The organism is Klebsiella grimontii, from assembly GCF_042137965.1.
GTDB classification, from domain to species: domain Bacteria; phylum Pseudomonadota; class Gammaproteobacteria; order Enterobacterales; family Enterobacteriaceae; genus Klebsiella; species Klebsiella grimontii.
The window spans coordinates 3,343,891-3,358,402 of record NZ_CP169721.1; the positions used below are offsets into that span (position 1 = coordinate 3,343,891).

Consider the following 14,512-nt stretch of genomic DNA (forward strand, 5'->3'; position numbering starts at 1 on the left):
GTCGTCTTCACTTCCTGAATAACCTGCTCGTAACCGGTCGCCGTTTCGGTCAGCAGCTTGTTGCGGGTCCGGGCCTCGCTCAGCTGGTCGGTCTGCCACCAGACAGCAGCCAGAAGGACAAGCATCACAATCACACTGCCCGCCCTCATGACGGCGTACTCAGGCCCAGCAGACACCAGGCTTTAAAATCGTTGCGCCGGTTAACCAGCCCGGGGGAGCGCTTACCGCCCGCATTGACAAAATCAGTCAGCCTGTTGCACATCTGCGGCCATTGTCTGGCCTGGGCATGCTTCCAGATCGTGGTCCTCTGCTTGCGTCCGTTTTTATCGGTGAACCACATCAGCCCGGTGCAGCCCAGATTCAGGGCGGCATCCGTCATGGCCTCAAAGGTGAGCTGGGGCATGTCGGCGCCGTGGAAATTGTTATTGATGCAGTTTTCTGCCCGTTGCAGATCGTTGATCCAGCGCCGCGCTATTTCCTGGTTGCTGTATTCGCGGTTTTCCACGCCGCCCGTGGAGCCGATACCAATGGTCAGAGCACCCGCCGTGCAGTAATAAGGCGTGCTGCGGCAGTCTTCCCAACCGGCAATTTTCTGCTGCCCTTCTTTCGTCGTTCTGACGCTTCCGGGTGCCAGTGAAATGCCCAGGGCCACAATCACCGCAATCGAACATTTTTTGATGATGTTCTTCATGTCGAGTTATCCCCGTGCAGTTGCTCCAGCAGTTGCCGTTCGCGGTCCGACAGGTTGCGGGTTTCCGCCTGGCGGAGAATCTGCTCTATCAGGTCGTTACGGCGCTGGCTGGCCTGCTCAATGCGGCGGCGATGAATCGCCAGCCGGACGGCGGAAACAATCCCCAGAAGAAGGCCAGCCAGCGCTAGCTTTTCACTGACGGTCATGACGCCCACGCCGGTCACCAGGGCGGATGTTGCAAACGCAAAATATTCGTTAATACGATCCAGAGTCATTCCCATAACTGGACGGTTACCCGTTCCACCTCGCTGGTTATCACGGGCATTTCGATCTCCTGCCCGGCATTCAAAAATATCTGGTTGCTCAGTCCAGGATTGGCTTCGAGCACCTTCTCCGTGACACCTGCGGTTTTGCCGTAATGACGCCAGCAGAGCTGATCAACCGTGTCGTTTTGCAGCGCCCTGACTTTCATCAGAAAAGCTCCGAGTAAATACGGGGTTCTTCCCGGATATCTGAAATACTCCAGCGCCCGTCCCGCCAGAGGTCGTCTATTTGCCTGTCCAGAGCCTCCGCGTCCTTGTCGCCCTTTGGCGTGGTGCCGACGTCCCTGTAACCTTCCAGTACGCTGGCGCGCGTGAAGGAGTAGACCGCACGCCGGAAGCGGTAAACTTTTGCGCTTTCGCCGTTAATCAGCTCGACGGGTTCACCGGCTGAAGTCAGCAGTACAGAAGCCAGCGATTCCGCGCCTTCCGCCTCCCTTTGCTTCCGCCAGTCCTTCAGTTGATCCGCGACGTGCAGCGCGGCCTCCGTAGCCATATGCATCAATCGGGAAGTCGTAATATCACCGGCGATGCGGGCAGCGAGGCGCAGATCGTGGAGTTTCACTGTCGGCCAGAAGGTGCCAACGACAACCTCCGCGCCGCCGTCGTCCATGTCGGTCACGTCACTGTCGGCGGGTCTGACGGGGCGCTGCGCAATAATACTCATCGTCGTTTCTCCGGTAGGTCAGGCGGTGGGTGCCCGGTGAAAAGACCGCATCACGGGCAGATCACCGGGCGCGCCGCCTGTGGCGCGGGGCCAGTTCATTACGCTCAGGCGTTTACTTTGTGGCGGTTTTCGTTGTCTTTTTTGCCGCCGTTTTGCGGGTGGCTTTTTGGATCCCGGCCGCCGTTTTCGTCTGCTTGCGTGTTCGTGTTGTTTTTTCTGCTGCGGGTGTTTCGGTTGCCGCTGTATCGCTGGATGAAGTCTCATCTTCCGCATCACCACACGCCGCGCTGGTCTGTGGCGCCTTCTTCAAGGCGCTGACCAGAGAGGCGATCTCCCGTTTCACGCCTGCGCCCGGGTTCAGGCTCATGGCTTCCCGAAAGAGTTTCAGCGCTTCGCCTTTGGTTTCCGCGTCTTCCGTGTCGCGACGGCAAAACGCCCTCACCTTGCACAGCTTCGCGCGGACCTCATCCGGCATGTCACTGTCAGCCACAATGTCGGCCAGCTCGTCCAGCATGGCGATATAGCCTGACAAATCGGCTCCGGCGTCCGTGGTGGCGAGGTTCAGAATGGGATTGCAGATTTCTTCGGTCAGCACCGTGGGTGCCGGGCGGCGATAGTTGTCATCCGGCATGCTCAGGTCATGCTTAACGACATAGCGCCCGATACGCAGCGCCAGCGCATAGTCGGAGCAGTCCACCGCCCACACCATCAGCGTGGTGATGACCGGATCCGCGCGCCCGTTGTCGCCCTCGATCGTGCCGTCAATCCATCCCTGAAACTCAGGAAGGATGCTGGCCTTTACAGCGGCCTTCGCCTGGCGGGACTGGATTTGGCTTAGCGAGGATTTATGCATATGCAGGCGAAAGAGGATCTGCTCATGCGCGGTGCGCGTCTCCGCGTCACGCTCATCACTGATGCCCCGCCTCTCTGCCATGACCTTCTGAAAATGTCTTTGTGCCGGTGTCAGCATGGGTTCATTCTCCGGGGCGGGCTTGCTGCCCGCCATGTGATGGGGATTATCAGGCGAATGTCACGCCGTCGATCATGGCAATCATGCCGTACTCTTCAATGACATAGTCATCATTGCTGGACTGGTAAGTCGCCACGCGGTTGTAGTGCGGCTCTTCCCGGATAGAGCGACGCAGGGAGCCTTTCTGGTAGTACACAGAGAGATTTTTCAGGTTGGTGATGAGCACGACATCTTCAGGAATACCCGGGACAAAGACCGTCGGCAGACCGCCGATCTTTTCCTGGCTGACAATGAGCTGCGCGGCCAGCAGTTCAGTATTCGGATTGGTCTGGCTGAGCGCGTTCACTTTCGGCAGGTTCACTTTCAGCAGCAGATCGGACGAGAGCACAGTGACCAGACCGGGAGCACGGCGGAACCAGGGATCCATAAGGCTGTGACGCGCATCGAGCACGGCGGCGTCAATATTGCCGTAGGTGCCTGACGCAATTACCGCGTTATTCTCATCGCGGGAGGTCAGCGTGATACCCGGCATAATGCGCTGCGGCGCTTCATTGCGGATTTTTTGCAGCCAGCCAACGCCGCAATCCTGCAATAACGGATAGGTCGTGCGGTCGGAGTTTTCAGAGTAATGCGTGCCATTAAAGCCAATCATCTGACGATCCAGCCCCAGCTGACGAGCCATCGCATTACTGATTAATGACTGAAATTCAGGGTGACCGGCCCACGCATCCAGCTCCGCATACGAAAGCGCATAGTCATAGTTGGTTTTGCGGCAGTGGTAGTTCTGCGGCTCTTTGTTATGGTTCGGTGCCGGGTTGCGGCGGTTGGTACCGTCCGAGCTGTTATTGGTGTTCGCCATCGGCCCCTTACTGCCAATTTTTACTTTCTGCCCTTCCTGCTCTTTAACCCCGAAGTGGTTAACCTGCCTCATGAAGTCATCCGACTCCATGGCAGCCTGTTCCAGTTTTTGCTGGATTGTCGGATCAACGCTAAAGCGGTTCGCAACGGCAGAAGGTGAAACGCCGTTCAGCTGCGCCTGTCGCACAATGTAATTATCAAATAGTTCGCGGGTCTGGTTTTCCATGGTTACCTCTTAAAAGTCTGCAAGCTGCGCGCTGCTGTTGCCAGTTGCCGCCGGTCGTGCGCTGTAATTTTCTGCGGGCTGGAGCTGAAGCTGACCGCGCAGCTCGTTAAGTTCGCTGGTCAGTTGCTGAATGGTGGCTTTATCCTGTTGGCGGTCCTGTTCCAGGGCACTGAATCGGTCAATCTGGTCTGCCTGAGATTGAGCAACAGCTTCAACAACCTGATGTAGCTGACTGAAACGCTGATCGTCGGTTTTCTGGCCTTTACCAAGGATGCCCATCACGCGGTTGAACCAGTTGACGCCCTCCTCGCTGCGATGAGCGGCCAGTTCGATCACTTCAGCTTCAAGCGCATCAGAGAACAGCGGCGCCTCGATCTGCTGGTTATTGAAGGCCATCACCTGCGCGCGCTGCTGCGCGGCAAATTTAAGGCGCTCAGTCCCCAGACTTGCCGGAGTGTCGGTCATCGCCAGGCCGACCACATACGCCTTGCCGTTAAGGGCAAACTGCGGATGCAGCTCAATACTGGAGTAGATTTTTTTTCCTTCATCGGTGAGCTGCTTCATTCGTGCCGATGCGTCGATCTCGGCATAGAGCGCCGTACGACCGGCCAGCGGCCCTTCGGTGATATCCTCCGCGCTTAATGCCACAACATCCCCCATGGCGCCAAAATTGCTGTCAGGAAGTATGGAGAGATAGTGCTCCACGTTTACGCGGGCGCCGTAAACGTCCGGGTTGTAGCTCGCCGCCGCATCGCGGAGGTGCTGCGGCTGGATCTCGCGCCCGTCAACGGTGGCGCCGGAAACCGCAACGCGAAACTTTTTGCGGGCGGGTTTAGTCGTGCTGGCCATGTCGTTTTATCCTGTTGATTTATGTCAGTCGCTGCATCATCGCAGAGCCTAAAAGCCCGGCGCCACGCGGTTTTGTTGTCGGAGAACGGTCAGACCTGAAAGCCCGAGCCGCCGGGATCGCGCGCAGGTAATCTCCCTGCTCAAAAGGGGGAAGTGATGATTCAGGATGCGTTTATTCGATTGAGGGCAAAGCAGCTCTACTGGCAGGGTTACCCGCCCGCCGAAATTTCGCGACTAATGGGTATCAACTCAAACACGGTTTATTCGTGGAAAAAGCGCGACGCATGGGATGACACAACGCCCATCAAACGGGTGACGCAATCCATTGATACCCGTCTCTGCCAGCTGAGCGCGAAAGACAATAAAACCAGTGGCGATTTCAAAGAGATTGATCTGTTAACCCGGCAATTGAAAAAGCTAGATACCGGGCAGGCCTCCACTACCACCGACGTTAAAAAAACCAGCCGTCGCAAGAAGAAAAATCACTTCTCCGAGGAGCAGATCGAGGCATTGCGCTCAAAAATTCTCGACTCTCTCGCATGGCACCAGCGCGGCTGGTACGAACAGCGCGATCAGCGTAACCGGATGATCCTCAAATCGCGGCAGATTGGGGCTACCTGGTACTTTGCCCGCGAGGCATTGCTGGGCGCACTGAGAACGGACGTTAAGCACGACTACCAGCGCAACCAAATTTTTCTGTCAGCATCCCGCAAGCAGGCGCTCCAGTTCCGCAACTTCATCCGCAAAGCGGCTGAGGAGGTGGACGTCGAACTTAAAGGCGGTGAGCAAATCACGCTGTCAAACGGAGCGGAGCTGCATTTTCTCGGGACATCAGCTGCGACCGCGCAGTCCTACACGGGGCACCTGCGATTTGATGAGTTTTTCTGGACAGGAAACTTTATCAACCTGCGTAAGGTCGCCGGCGCCATGGCAACACTTAAAGGCTTAACGCGTACTTACTTCTCTACTCCATCCAGCGAAAGCCATGAAGCCTATCAGTTCTGGACCGGGGATCGATGGAATGCGAAACGGCCTAAAGCGCAGCGCGTTGATTTTGACGTGTCATGGAAGAAAACGCATAGCGGCGTGCTTTACCCGGACAAAACGTGGCGGCAGATCGTCACTATTCAGGACGCTATCAACAACGGCTGGGACTACACCGACATTGATGAAATCAGGGACGAAAACAGTCCTGATGAATTTGAAAACCTGTACATGTGCGAGTTCGTCAAAGACGGCGAAAGCGCGTTCAATCTTAGCCAGTTACTGGGGTGCGGCGCTGACGGGTATGACGACTGGCCCGACTGGAAACCGTTCGCCAGTCGCCCTATGGGCCAACGTGAAGTGTGGCTGGGCTATGACGCCAACGGCGGCAGCGGCAATGGTGATGCCGGTGCTCTGTCCGTAACGGTCCCTCCCCTTGTGGCCGGCGGCCGGTTTCGCACGGTTGAATTGAAGCAACTGCGGGGACTTGAGTTTGAACAGCAGGCGGCGGTCATCAAAGAGGCTGCCGAGCGCTACAACGTCACTCACATCGCCATTGACGGGCAAGGCGTCGGGGAGGCGGTCTGGCAAATTGTTAAAAACTGGTTCCCGGCGGCTATTTGCTATCAGATGAGCCTCTCTTCCAAGCGCGCCCTTGTCCTCAAAATGTTGCAGGTCATACGCGCCGGCCGCTGGGAATATGACCGCAGCGAGCAGGGTCTGGTCAGAGCCTTTAATGCTGTTCGCAAAGTCGTTACGCCCGGCGGTTTCATCACTTACGAAACCGACCGTTCGCGCGGCGTAAGCCACGGTGATATGGCATGGGCAACCATGCTTTCGATTATTAATGAACCGTTGGGCCAGGAAAGTGGCGGCGGTGGTTTCGCAATGGGATGGTAACTGTGAAAAAGAAATACGGTAAAAAGCCGATAGCCAGCACCGCCGGTTCTGACATTGCAGAGTCACTGAAGGCCGATCCCGCGTTGACAGCGTTTAGCTTTGACGGCCCTTATCCCGTACGTGATATGGCCGATTTGCTGGACAATCTCTATTGCATGGACAACGGGCGATACTATGAGACTCCAGTAGACTTTTACGGGCTGGCTAAAGCTCCGCGTCAGAGCGCCTGGCATGAGTCGGCGTTGTATTTCAAACGTAATGTGCTCACCGGCTGTTTTATCCCGCACAAGCTGCTCAATCGCCAGACCTTTTCCGCGTTTGCGCTGGACTGGTTCACGTTTGGCAATGCCTATCTCGAATTGCCGCGTAATCGTCTGGGCGGCCCGCTTCCCTTCAAACACTCTCTTGCGAAGTACACCCGGCGTGGGAGCACAGATCTCGATCAATACTGGTTTATCCGGCGCTGGAAAGAAGAGCACACGTTCAAATCAGGAACGGTTTGTCACGTTCTGAACCCTGATATCAATCAGGAGGTCTACGGCATGCCGGAATATATGGCAGCGCTGCTGGCCGCCAGCCTGGCCCACTCCGCTGACATGTTCCGTAAGCTGTACTACGACAACGGATCTCACGCCGGATGCATTGTCTATATTGGTGCCGGACAGGTTGACGATAAAAGCATGAAGGCAGTCAAGGAGACGCTGACAGGCGCGCGCGGTAAAGGCGCATTTAAAAACCTGCTGCTGCATGCGCCAGGCGGCGGCAAAGACGGCGTGCAAATCCTCCCCTTCCAGCAGATCACGGCGAAAGATGAGTTTATCAACATTAAGAACGCCACACGTGACGACATACTCGCAGCGCACCGTATCCCGCCGCAGCTGATGGGCGCCATGCCAGAGGGAAACGGCTCATTTGGGGATATCGAGAAAGCCGCCCGGGTGTACGCTATCAACGAACTGACACCCGTGATGGAGGCGCTGAAGGTGGTGAACGAGTGGATCGGAGAAGAAGTGATCCGCTTTAACCCTTACGCTTTGCTTACCCCTGAGAAGTAACCGCCAGAAAATTCAGTTTCTTTAAACAACATCAGCCATTTATAACAGGCCAGCGTTTTCGCTGGCCTCATCTTTTCTGCTTAAAAAATCCCGCATCAGCAGCCCTCTACGCATCGCTGCTTTTTTACTGTGCGAGGCATGCCTCCACCCAAAACGATCGCTCACCGTGACGCAGAATCCATGAGATCGCGCATTCTGCCGCCTTCCCTACCCTGACCCGCTTGCGGGGGCTTGCCCCCCGTCACCTGCGCGCAGTTATCCTTTCATTTTTCGTGCATGCTCAAAATGCGCCTTTGACCATGTCCTGACCGACCATATAGAGAGTGTAAAAAACTAAAAAACATTGCATAATCATGCGTACTTTCGCATGTTTAGTGAGGTATTCATCATAATCAAATCCGAATTGCCAACTAACACTTAAGACATGCTGCTGTTATCGATACTGTCTACACGGCTAGCCTTTAATAACTGCTCCATTTCCCTCTCTTCTTTTTGATTTAAAAACCTGCATTTATCCTCAGAAAGATAATATAATTTAAATATTCCCTTAGGGTTTGCCAATATTTTGAATAGCACGCTCATCATTGCATATAGTAAAGGATTTTCATCTCCATCACCCAAGAGTTCTTTTGCCTTTCTTAAGTTGTCTTCATCTATTTTCCCGATACTAATCGATAAAATATCGGCCTCTCTTTTAAACTCAAAATTATCCAACAAGTCAATATAATACATACCTGACCCATTTAAACCCAAATACCCTTCCTTATCATTAACTTTCAATCCCTTAGTATATTTATAAACATTCAACCCACTTTCAACCTTATATTCTATAGTTATTAATTTGTCTGTTTTCAAATCTTGTAAAGAATCAATTCCCACTATGTCATGAGGATTGTCACGAATGCTATCAATATTTTCCCTTACCCAATAATAAGCCAACCAATTACTATGATTATGTGAGTCCATCATATAGGCGCTATTATCCACAGAAGGGATAACTTCTCTCTTATAAACCAATAAATTAGCTTCAACCCCAAGCAATTCTTTAGTTATTTCAAGCTTATCCAAGGGGATGACAAGTCCAATTAACTTTTCAACTGAAAGACGAACCTCTTGAATATATTTACCAACCAACTCGGGTGCTAACTCTGAAGCAATCACTTCATTTAATATTGATGCATTCATCGATGACAATATTGATTCTAATTTTGATATGATTTGAGCTCTGTTATTTATTACATCCTCACCTTCCGAAACAACATTAATAAGATTTAAAAAACCATCTCCTTTCAAATAATTAATTACGTCCTTAATTTTATGCGTACTTAATTTCGTAACCTCATAGAAATCATTATCATCCCTAATAAAAACAACATTGAGATTATTATTATTGAAAGAACTCTGCGTTAGCATTAAGGCTATCATTTTATAAGTATCGCTAGAAATTGAACGCCAAGTTGCTTCACCCTCAGGAATTTCACGCAACTTATTTTGTGCATCAAAAACCGAATAATCATTTGGGATCGTAAACAAGAGGTCATAGAGCTCTTTCTTAAAATATAACTCTTCTAAGAATTCAGCATTCACCCAACTCTTCAATAAAAACCGAAGGTTTCCTAACTCATCCTCATTATCTTTTTTATTTTTATCTACATATTCTATTCTCATAATCAGCAAAGTGATAATCTCAAATAAACAACGTAGCATTTTTCTTTGTAATTCGTTCAAACAATCATTTTCGTTCTGGTTATATAAATCCAAGTATCTTAATTTGGTTGTTATGAAATTCGTATCAATTTTAAATGCAGCGTGGTTACCATAAACAAAATGACGAATAACAAGGGATATATACAGGTCAACATATGCATAATTTGATTCCTCCGCTTGATACTTAACCATATATTCAAAATGATGGAAAATAACCTCATAAAATTTATTATAATTTTCTTTAGAGTAAATATATTGCGCAAGATCCATCAATGACCGCAGAATATCAGCAGCTTTATTTATATCACGTTGATTTAAAGCTTCCGCAGTCATTTTATCTAAAAAGCTAGCCAAGACTGATATTTCAACAATATCCTTTTTACTGGATGAAGTAATTGAGAGGTCGATATTTTTCAAAGTTAAAATATAGTTATCACTTGATGTGAGTTTATTGAACGCTTTTACACCAAAACTCAGTGACCATTCATCATTAAACAACAAACTATTTCTAACATTATTTACTAATGCTTCTTCGAATTTCTTGAATTCATTATATACAGAAGGTACTGAACTATAAACAAAACACTTTTTTAAAAGAGATGTAATTTCAGAAATATCCGACTCCAATAATTCCTCCCCAGAACTCGGGGTAATTTTTATTGATGCGCTAGATAATGGAGATAGAAAAGAGAATAAGAAATATAATTTTGGTGGAGTATTGTATTTCATCGAAATTATTTTGTCAGAGAGTTTAGATAAAAATTCAGAATCAAATCCCGAAACTATTTTAGCTGACTGATTAGGAAATACATTTAATATAATAGCTTTCTCATCCCAATAAACACCACTACGGTCTGTGCTATAGAATTCATGTTTAAAAATTATTGTACGGAATTCATTTTCTATAGCTAAACCTTGTTCGTTGATATTATCATATTTATGTCCTACATCCTCTATCGCATCAAACAAAAAAGATTTAATTATTTCGGGCTTCTCAGTGAGATTATATAACTTATAATACATGACCCCATACTGGATTATGAAGTGTAATGAAAGGAAGGTTGAAATCATATATCCCAACAAACCACTGCCGACAAGCAATAAGAAAACACCACATAAAAGGCTACATACAGAGTGAATACTAAAACTTAAAAAATTATGTTTTCTTAGCAGAAGCTCTTTGGATATAGATTCGAAACCATACTCTGATGACGTAGATACTTGGCCTACAAACATACTCATAAATGTTATAGATAAAGCGGCTATGGTACCATGTATACCTAATATACTTCCCCAGACGCTACCAATCCAATTAAGATATGCATAATTATAGAAAGAGGGACTGACAAAAAGATATTTGTAGGGCACATCAAAAAAACGTTCCCAATAAATACCAGAAAGAACAGTGAATGAAACTACGACATAAAATGTAATTGTAAATCTTATGTTATTATATTTAGATAGCCTTTCCGACCTGCACACAACTTCATTCTTCAAAATATATCTCCCTTATGTGATTACTGACACACTTTGAGCATACAAATAGGTGCGACAATTATCTTATTTAACTAAATTGCTCCTATAAATTTTTGTATAAAGACTGAAAAAATCCATTCCCGAGCTACGATGATGGTAATCATCATACATGTTTCCCACCTTTTATTTTCCCAGAGAGCAATTGCCATGTGCGAAGATCTATCTTCTTTAACCGATGCAGGTAATGCCCTAGAGGATCTCTGATAATTTTTGAATGGTCAATTTTAATATGTTTCTCCAAGGTCTTCCACAGCTTTCTAATCTGAACATCTGAATTATCCAGATCAAAACTGCGCAGTTCTCCATCATGAGTCGCGTAGTAAATGCGATCACCGTAACGTATGCGTTTACCATTAAGTAAATGATTAACCATGGATTCACTGAGTTGGATGCCAACAGACGAAGCAAAATCGCTCAACAAGACCTCAAGCGGAGAGTAATTGCGTGATTGTACGTGGGCCTGCGCTTTTTTCTTGTTATAGCTCACTTCTGTAACTCTTCTCAGTATAGCCCGGCGCTCTTTAGCGGGTAGTTTACTCACATCAAGCGCTCCCGTTCTTTCTCCAGGGGTCATTATCTCGGGTGTAGCAATGTCAGTTAACATCTCTTTTTTGCTGATTTTTTGGTTTGGGGGACAGTTATTGCCACGAGTCCAAGGGGCGACGGGGTCGCCCTGGGCGGCGCTTTCAGCGCCTGGGTTAGCGGGAGCCTTCTTCACCATCTTCCAGGTATGGACATGCGTGCATATTTTGTTTTCCTTACCGGTGATTGGCGACCAAATGCCATAAATACGAATCCCGTGATCGCCATAGGTTCCTGGTTCGACTGTCGGCTCGTAGGCGGTATGAATGAGGTAATTTTTGCGGGGAACAAGTACACCGCCCTGCTTCATGATGTAAGTGGCAAAACAGCCAACATCAGCAGCAGCGAGCACAGCGTCCAGTTTTGGATCCATAAGTACCGGAGCGCCCGGTTTGCTGGTTTTCATTGCACGAGTTGCCTGCGATGCGAACAATCGTAACTCGCGGTACGCCTGGCGGCCTGGAATCCCAAAAAAACGAAATTGTTGAACACGGTGCAACGATGCCCATGCAGTGACGTACTCGGCACTATCACGTAGTGATTTACCCGTCTCCTTGCTGACGGTGTCACCCAGCCCACGCCCATCGATGTTTTTACTGACGTACTTTGCAATATAACTGGCCGGAGTCCCCTTTCGCGGGTCTATCAGCTTTGACTTGAAACGAGCGCCAGTGTTATTGCCAAGTTCGGCGCGATCTTCTCGGATAGCGAAACGACGCAGCAGCTCTGTGATTGCACGTCGATGTTTTTTGCGCATAAAACACAATAAATGCCAGTGCACAGTTCCATCGTGATGTGGTTCGGCTACGCGGACGCCGTACCAGCGCAGCTCTTTTTTGTGCATTGCCTTACGGAATGCCGCAAACGTATCAACCAGATAGTCGCTGCTTTTCCTAACTGTCGAGTGATCCCATGTAGGGTTAGGCTTCCCGTTCATCAGTGTGGCGTGGTACTTAGAAGGACAGGTGATGGTATAGAACATGGCGCAGTCGCCACGCATTTCAGCTATCAATTCCAAGCCTTTGACACAGGCCATCATCTCATTACGACGGTGCGCTGGATTGCTGGCACTTGCAAGCACCACATCCTCCATGCTGAGCGTGTCGCCATCTTCGTTAATCAGATCATGGTTGCGGAAAAAATCCATCGCCTTACGGCGTTGTTCCCGCTTCTGCAACAGAATGTCATGGCTGACATAAGGTGATGCGTGCCGATGAACAAGGCACGCAGCCCGAAGTAACTCTTCTCGCCATTCGTTGCGGAGTTGCCACAGCTTACGTTGCCACCAGTCAGCACAACGCATACGGGCAAGCGCGCCCGGTATCAGCTCGTAATTAATCGGGTTGCGGCGATTATGTTTGCTGCGGAGCGCTTCATAACCCGGCGGGATAACATCAAGGCGTGACACTTCGGCCGCCACACGACGATAGAGCTCCAGTATTACGATGGGAGAAGCTAATTCATCGGTCAGCATCTCACCGCAAAGCTGGATAAAAATCATATCAATGTGCGCTGCGACCAGCGTTGAAAGCCGCTTAACCTCCCGCTGATTCAGTTCAGCAAGTCGAAGGAGTTGATCAAGGCTATCCCTGCCAGCCATGGCCTGGAATGACAGCGACGCCTGGTTAGCACGGACCTTGTCAATTCTCACTAATGAGGGAGTAATGACCTCATTCAGATAGGTAGGCAAATGGCGCGGATCTTCTGATTTTTCCAAATACTTAATCCTTGTTTCCAGCGGCTTACGCAGGAAACCAGGCAAGCTGGCGACGTCATCACGAATCAGGGTAAGAGGATCAACACGATGGAGTTCTGCATGTCGCTTAGCCTTCTCAATCAGCGCATCATTCAATTCGTCATAGTGCCAGGGATCGCAATGTGCAACAGAAAAGAGGTACTCTTCTGCTGCACGACTCATTGCTTCAGCCTGCTCGCGTTGATCGCTTTTATCCTGCTCATAAAGCGCAATCCAGACGGCCAGCGCAGAGGGTTTCCGTGCAGGCACATCAACAGCATAAGGGTTTACTGGCTGCTTTCTGGCATTCCAGCTCCATGCCAGGGATGTGGAGTCAGGCATAACTCACCTTCGAATCTTATTTTGCAAAGCCAACGCTTTAACAAGCCGGCGCGCCAAACATTTCGGCATATGTCGCATCACCCATCACCGCCCCACAGTCCGGGCAACCTCCACCACCAGAACGACCGCAACCACCACACACGCGAAGAACGCCAATCACTTCACCGGCCATATCGCGGGTTTTGGCGCTAACGGAACGTCGAACTCTGAAGGCGTGGAGATTGAAAGCGGAGTAGATCTGGCGTGTTTCTGGTGTGTCGCTATTCGAGATGGCCGATCGCGTTCCATGCTGGCGATTAACGTCCAGCAACGCCGTAACCAAAGCGCGGTGATCATCCAGGGTAAATGGCTTGCCGTAAGCGGTAAAATTGGCTGTTTTGCTAGTCGGGATGTACGGTGGATCGCAGTAAATCACGGAGTCCAGGCGATTCCTGGCGACGTACGGAATGGAAGTACGAAAATCATTACAAAGAAAGAGCGTGTGAGTATCCCGCGCCTTTTCGGCAAATAGGCGTATTTCTGCTTCTGGTAAATAAGGCGCCTTATAGCTGCCAAATGGAACATTGAAACCGCCATCCCTGTTGGTGCGATAAAGCCCGTTAAAGCAGTGGCGGTTCAGGTATAAAAATGATGCAGCCCACCGTACAACGTAATCATCTGCACACTCGTCATCCCACGACAGGTGGTTGAACAACTTGCGCTCTTCGTAATAGCTATCTTCGTTATTGCCATTTCTGAATAGGTTCCTGGCGATCAGTATCAATCTTTCAGGGTCTTCCCTGAGCGCGAGGAAGAAATTGATCAATGCGCGATTGCTGTCACAAAGCACATAGCGGCGGTATTCCGTATTCATAAAGACTGTGCCACTGCCTACAAAGGGCTCAATCAAGCAATCGGCTTTAGGTAAGTGCTTCAGCAGCTCCGGCAACACGCGGGTTTTACCGCCAGCCCACTTAAGAGGTGACTTAATCATTTGCGGCATTCCTGGTTATAGGTTTCATGGGTCATCAGTCGCCACTGCTTACCACCGTTTTTGCTGAGCAAACGCCAACGGAGGCCAATGCGGATCACGAGATAGGCGTGTGGCTTG

At 49.7% G+C, this 14,512-nt stretch carries 12 protein-coding genes; 2 read left to right on the forward strand and 10 right to left on the reverse strand.

All coding sequences use genetic code 11. The features are described from left to right. Window positions 1-145 precede the first annotated feature (145 nt). From ACE3MN_RS15780 to ACE3MN_RS15810, 7 genes are all read right to left on the reverse strand, one after another. Entirely contained in the window at window positions 146-691 is a 546-nt protein-coding gene (locus ACE3MN_RS15780; RefSeq protein WP_103468830.1) for a lysozyme, read from the reverse strand. Beyond that, window positions 688-972 (reverse strand): phage tail protein, encoded by a 285-nt coding sequence (locus ACE3MN_RS15785; RefSeq protein ID WP_103468831.1) that lies wholly within the window; start codon window positions 970-972, stop codon window positions 688-690. Before ACE3MN_RS15785 ends, ACE3MN_RS15780 begins: the two co-directional genes overlap by 4 nt. Further along, complete coding sequence (locus tag ACE3MN_RS15790) at window positions 963-1,163, reverse strand: tail protein X (RefSeq protein ID WP_004131559.1); 201 nt, start codon at window positions 1,161-1,163, stop codon at window positions 963-965. Before ACE3MN_RS15790 ends, ACE3MN_RS15785 begins: the two co-directional genes overlap by 10 nt. Further along, the gene (locus ACE3MN_RS15795) at window positions 1,163-1,678 is read right to left on the reverse strand and encodes a head completion/stabilization protein (RefSeq protein WP_375364104.1); all 516 of its coding nucleotides are present in this window, start codon (window positions 1,676-1,678) and stop codon (window positions 1,163-1,165) included. Before ACE3MN_RS15795 ends, ACE3MN_RS15790 begins: the two co-directional genes overlap by 1 nt. A 112-nt stretch (window positions 1,679-1,790) precedes the next feature. Further along, window positions 1,791-2,648 carry a phage terminase small subunit gene (gene gpM / locus ACE3MN_RS15800; RefSeq protein ID WP_375364105.1) on the reverse strand — a complete coding sequence of 286 codons (858 nt, stop codon included), beginning with the start codon at window positions 2,646-2,648 and terminating at the stop codon, window positions 1,791-1,793. A gap of 49 nt (window positions 2,649-2,697) precedes the next feature. Then, a complete protein-coding gene (locus ACE3MN_RS15805; protein WP_251354278.1) occupies window positions 2,698-3,732 on the reverse strand; it encodes a phage major capsid protein, P2 family in 1,035 nt (344 codons plus the stop codon). A gap of 9 nt (window positions 3,733-3,741) precedes the next feature. Beyond that, the gene (locus tag ACE3MN_RS15810) at window positions 3,742-4,581 is read right to left on the reverse strand and encodes a GPO family capsid scaffolding protein (protein WP_375364106.1); all 840 of its coding nucleotides are present in this window, start codon (window positions 4,579-4,581) and stop codon (window positions 3,742-3,744) included. 156 nt (window positions 4,582-4,737) lie between these two features. Here ACE3MN_RS15810 and ACE3MN_RS15815 point away from each other — a divergent pair, with 156 nt between their 5' ends. Next, complete coding sequence (locus ACE3MN_RS15815) at window positions 4,738-6,465, forward strand: terminase large subunit domain-containing protein (protein WP_126488947.1); 1,728 nt, start codon at window positions 4,738-4,740, stop codon at window positions 6,463-6,465. Then, window positions 6,459-7,520, forward strand: a complete 1,062-nt coding sequence (locus ACE3MN_RS15820) for a phage portal protein (RefSeq protein WP_117122673.1) — start codon at window positions 6,459-6,461, stop codon at window positions 7,518-7,520. Before ACE3MN_RS15815 ends, ACE3MN_RS15820 begins: the two co-directional genes overlap by 7 nt. A gap of 417 nt (window positions 7,521-7,937) precedes the next feature. On the opposite strand, the gene ACE3MN_RS15825 is transcribed toward ACE3MN_RS15820, so the two are convergent. The 3 genes from ACE3MN_RS15825 to ACE3MN_RS15835 all read right to left on the reverse strand — a co-directional run bounded on the left by ACE3MN_RS15825 (window position 7,938) and on the right by ACE3MN_RS15835 (window position 14,395). Beyond that, window positions 7,938-10,724, reverse strand: a complete 2,787-nt coding sequence (locus tag ACE3MN_RS15825; RefSeq protein ID WP_375364107.1) for a hypothetical protein — start codon at window positions 10,722-10,724, stop codon at window positions 7,938-7,940. Window positions 10,725-10,866: 142 nt separating this feature from the next. Beyond that, the gene (locus ACE3MN_RS15830) at window positions 10,867-13,422 is read right to left on the reverse strand and encodes a replication endonuclease (RefSeq protein WP_032445035.1); all 2,556 of its coding nucleotides are present in this window, start codon (window positions 13,420-13,422) and stop codon (window positions 10,867-10,869) included. A 37-nt stretch (window positions 13,423-13,459) separates the two neighbouring features. After that, a complete protein-coding gene (locus ACE3MN_RS15835) occupies window positions 13,460-14,395 on the reverse strand; it encodes a Dam family site-specific DNA-(adenine-N6)-methyltransferase (protein WP_375364108.1) in 936 nt (311 codons plus the stop codon). Window positions 14,396-14,512 lie beyond the last annotated feature (117 nt).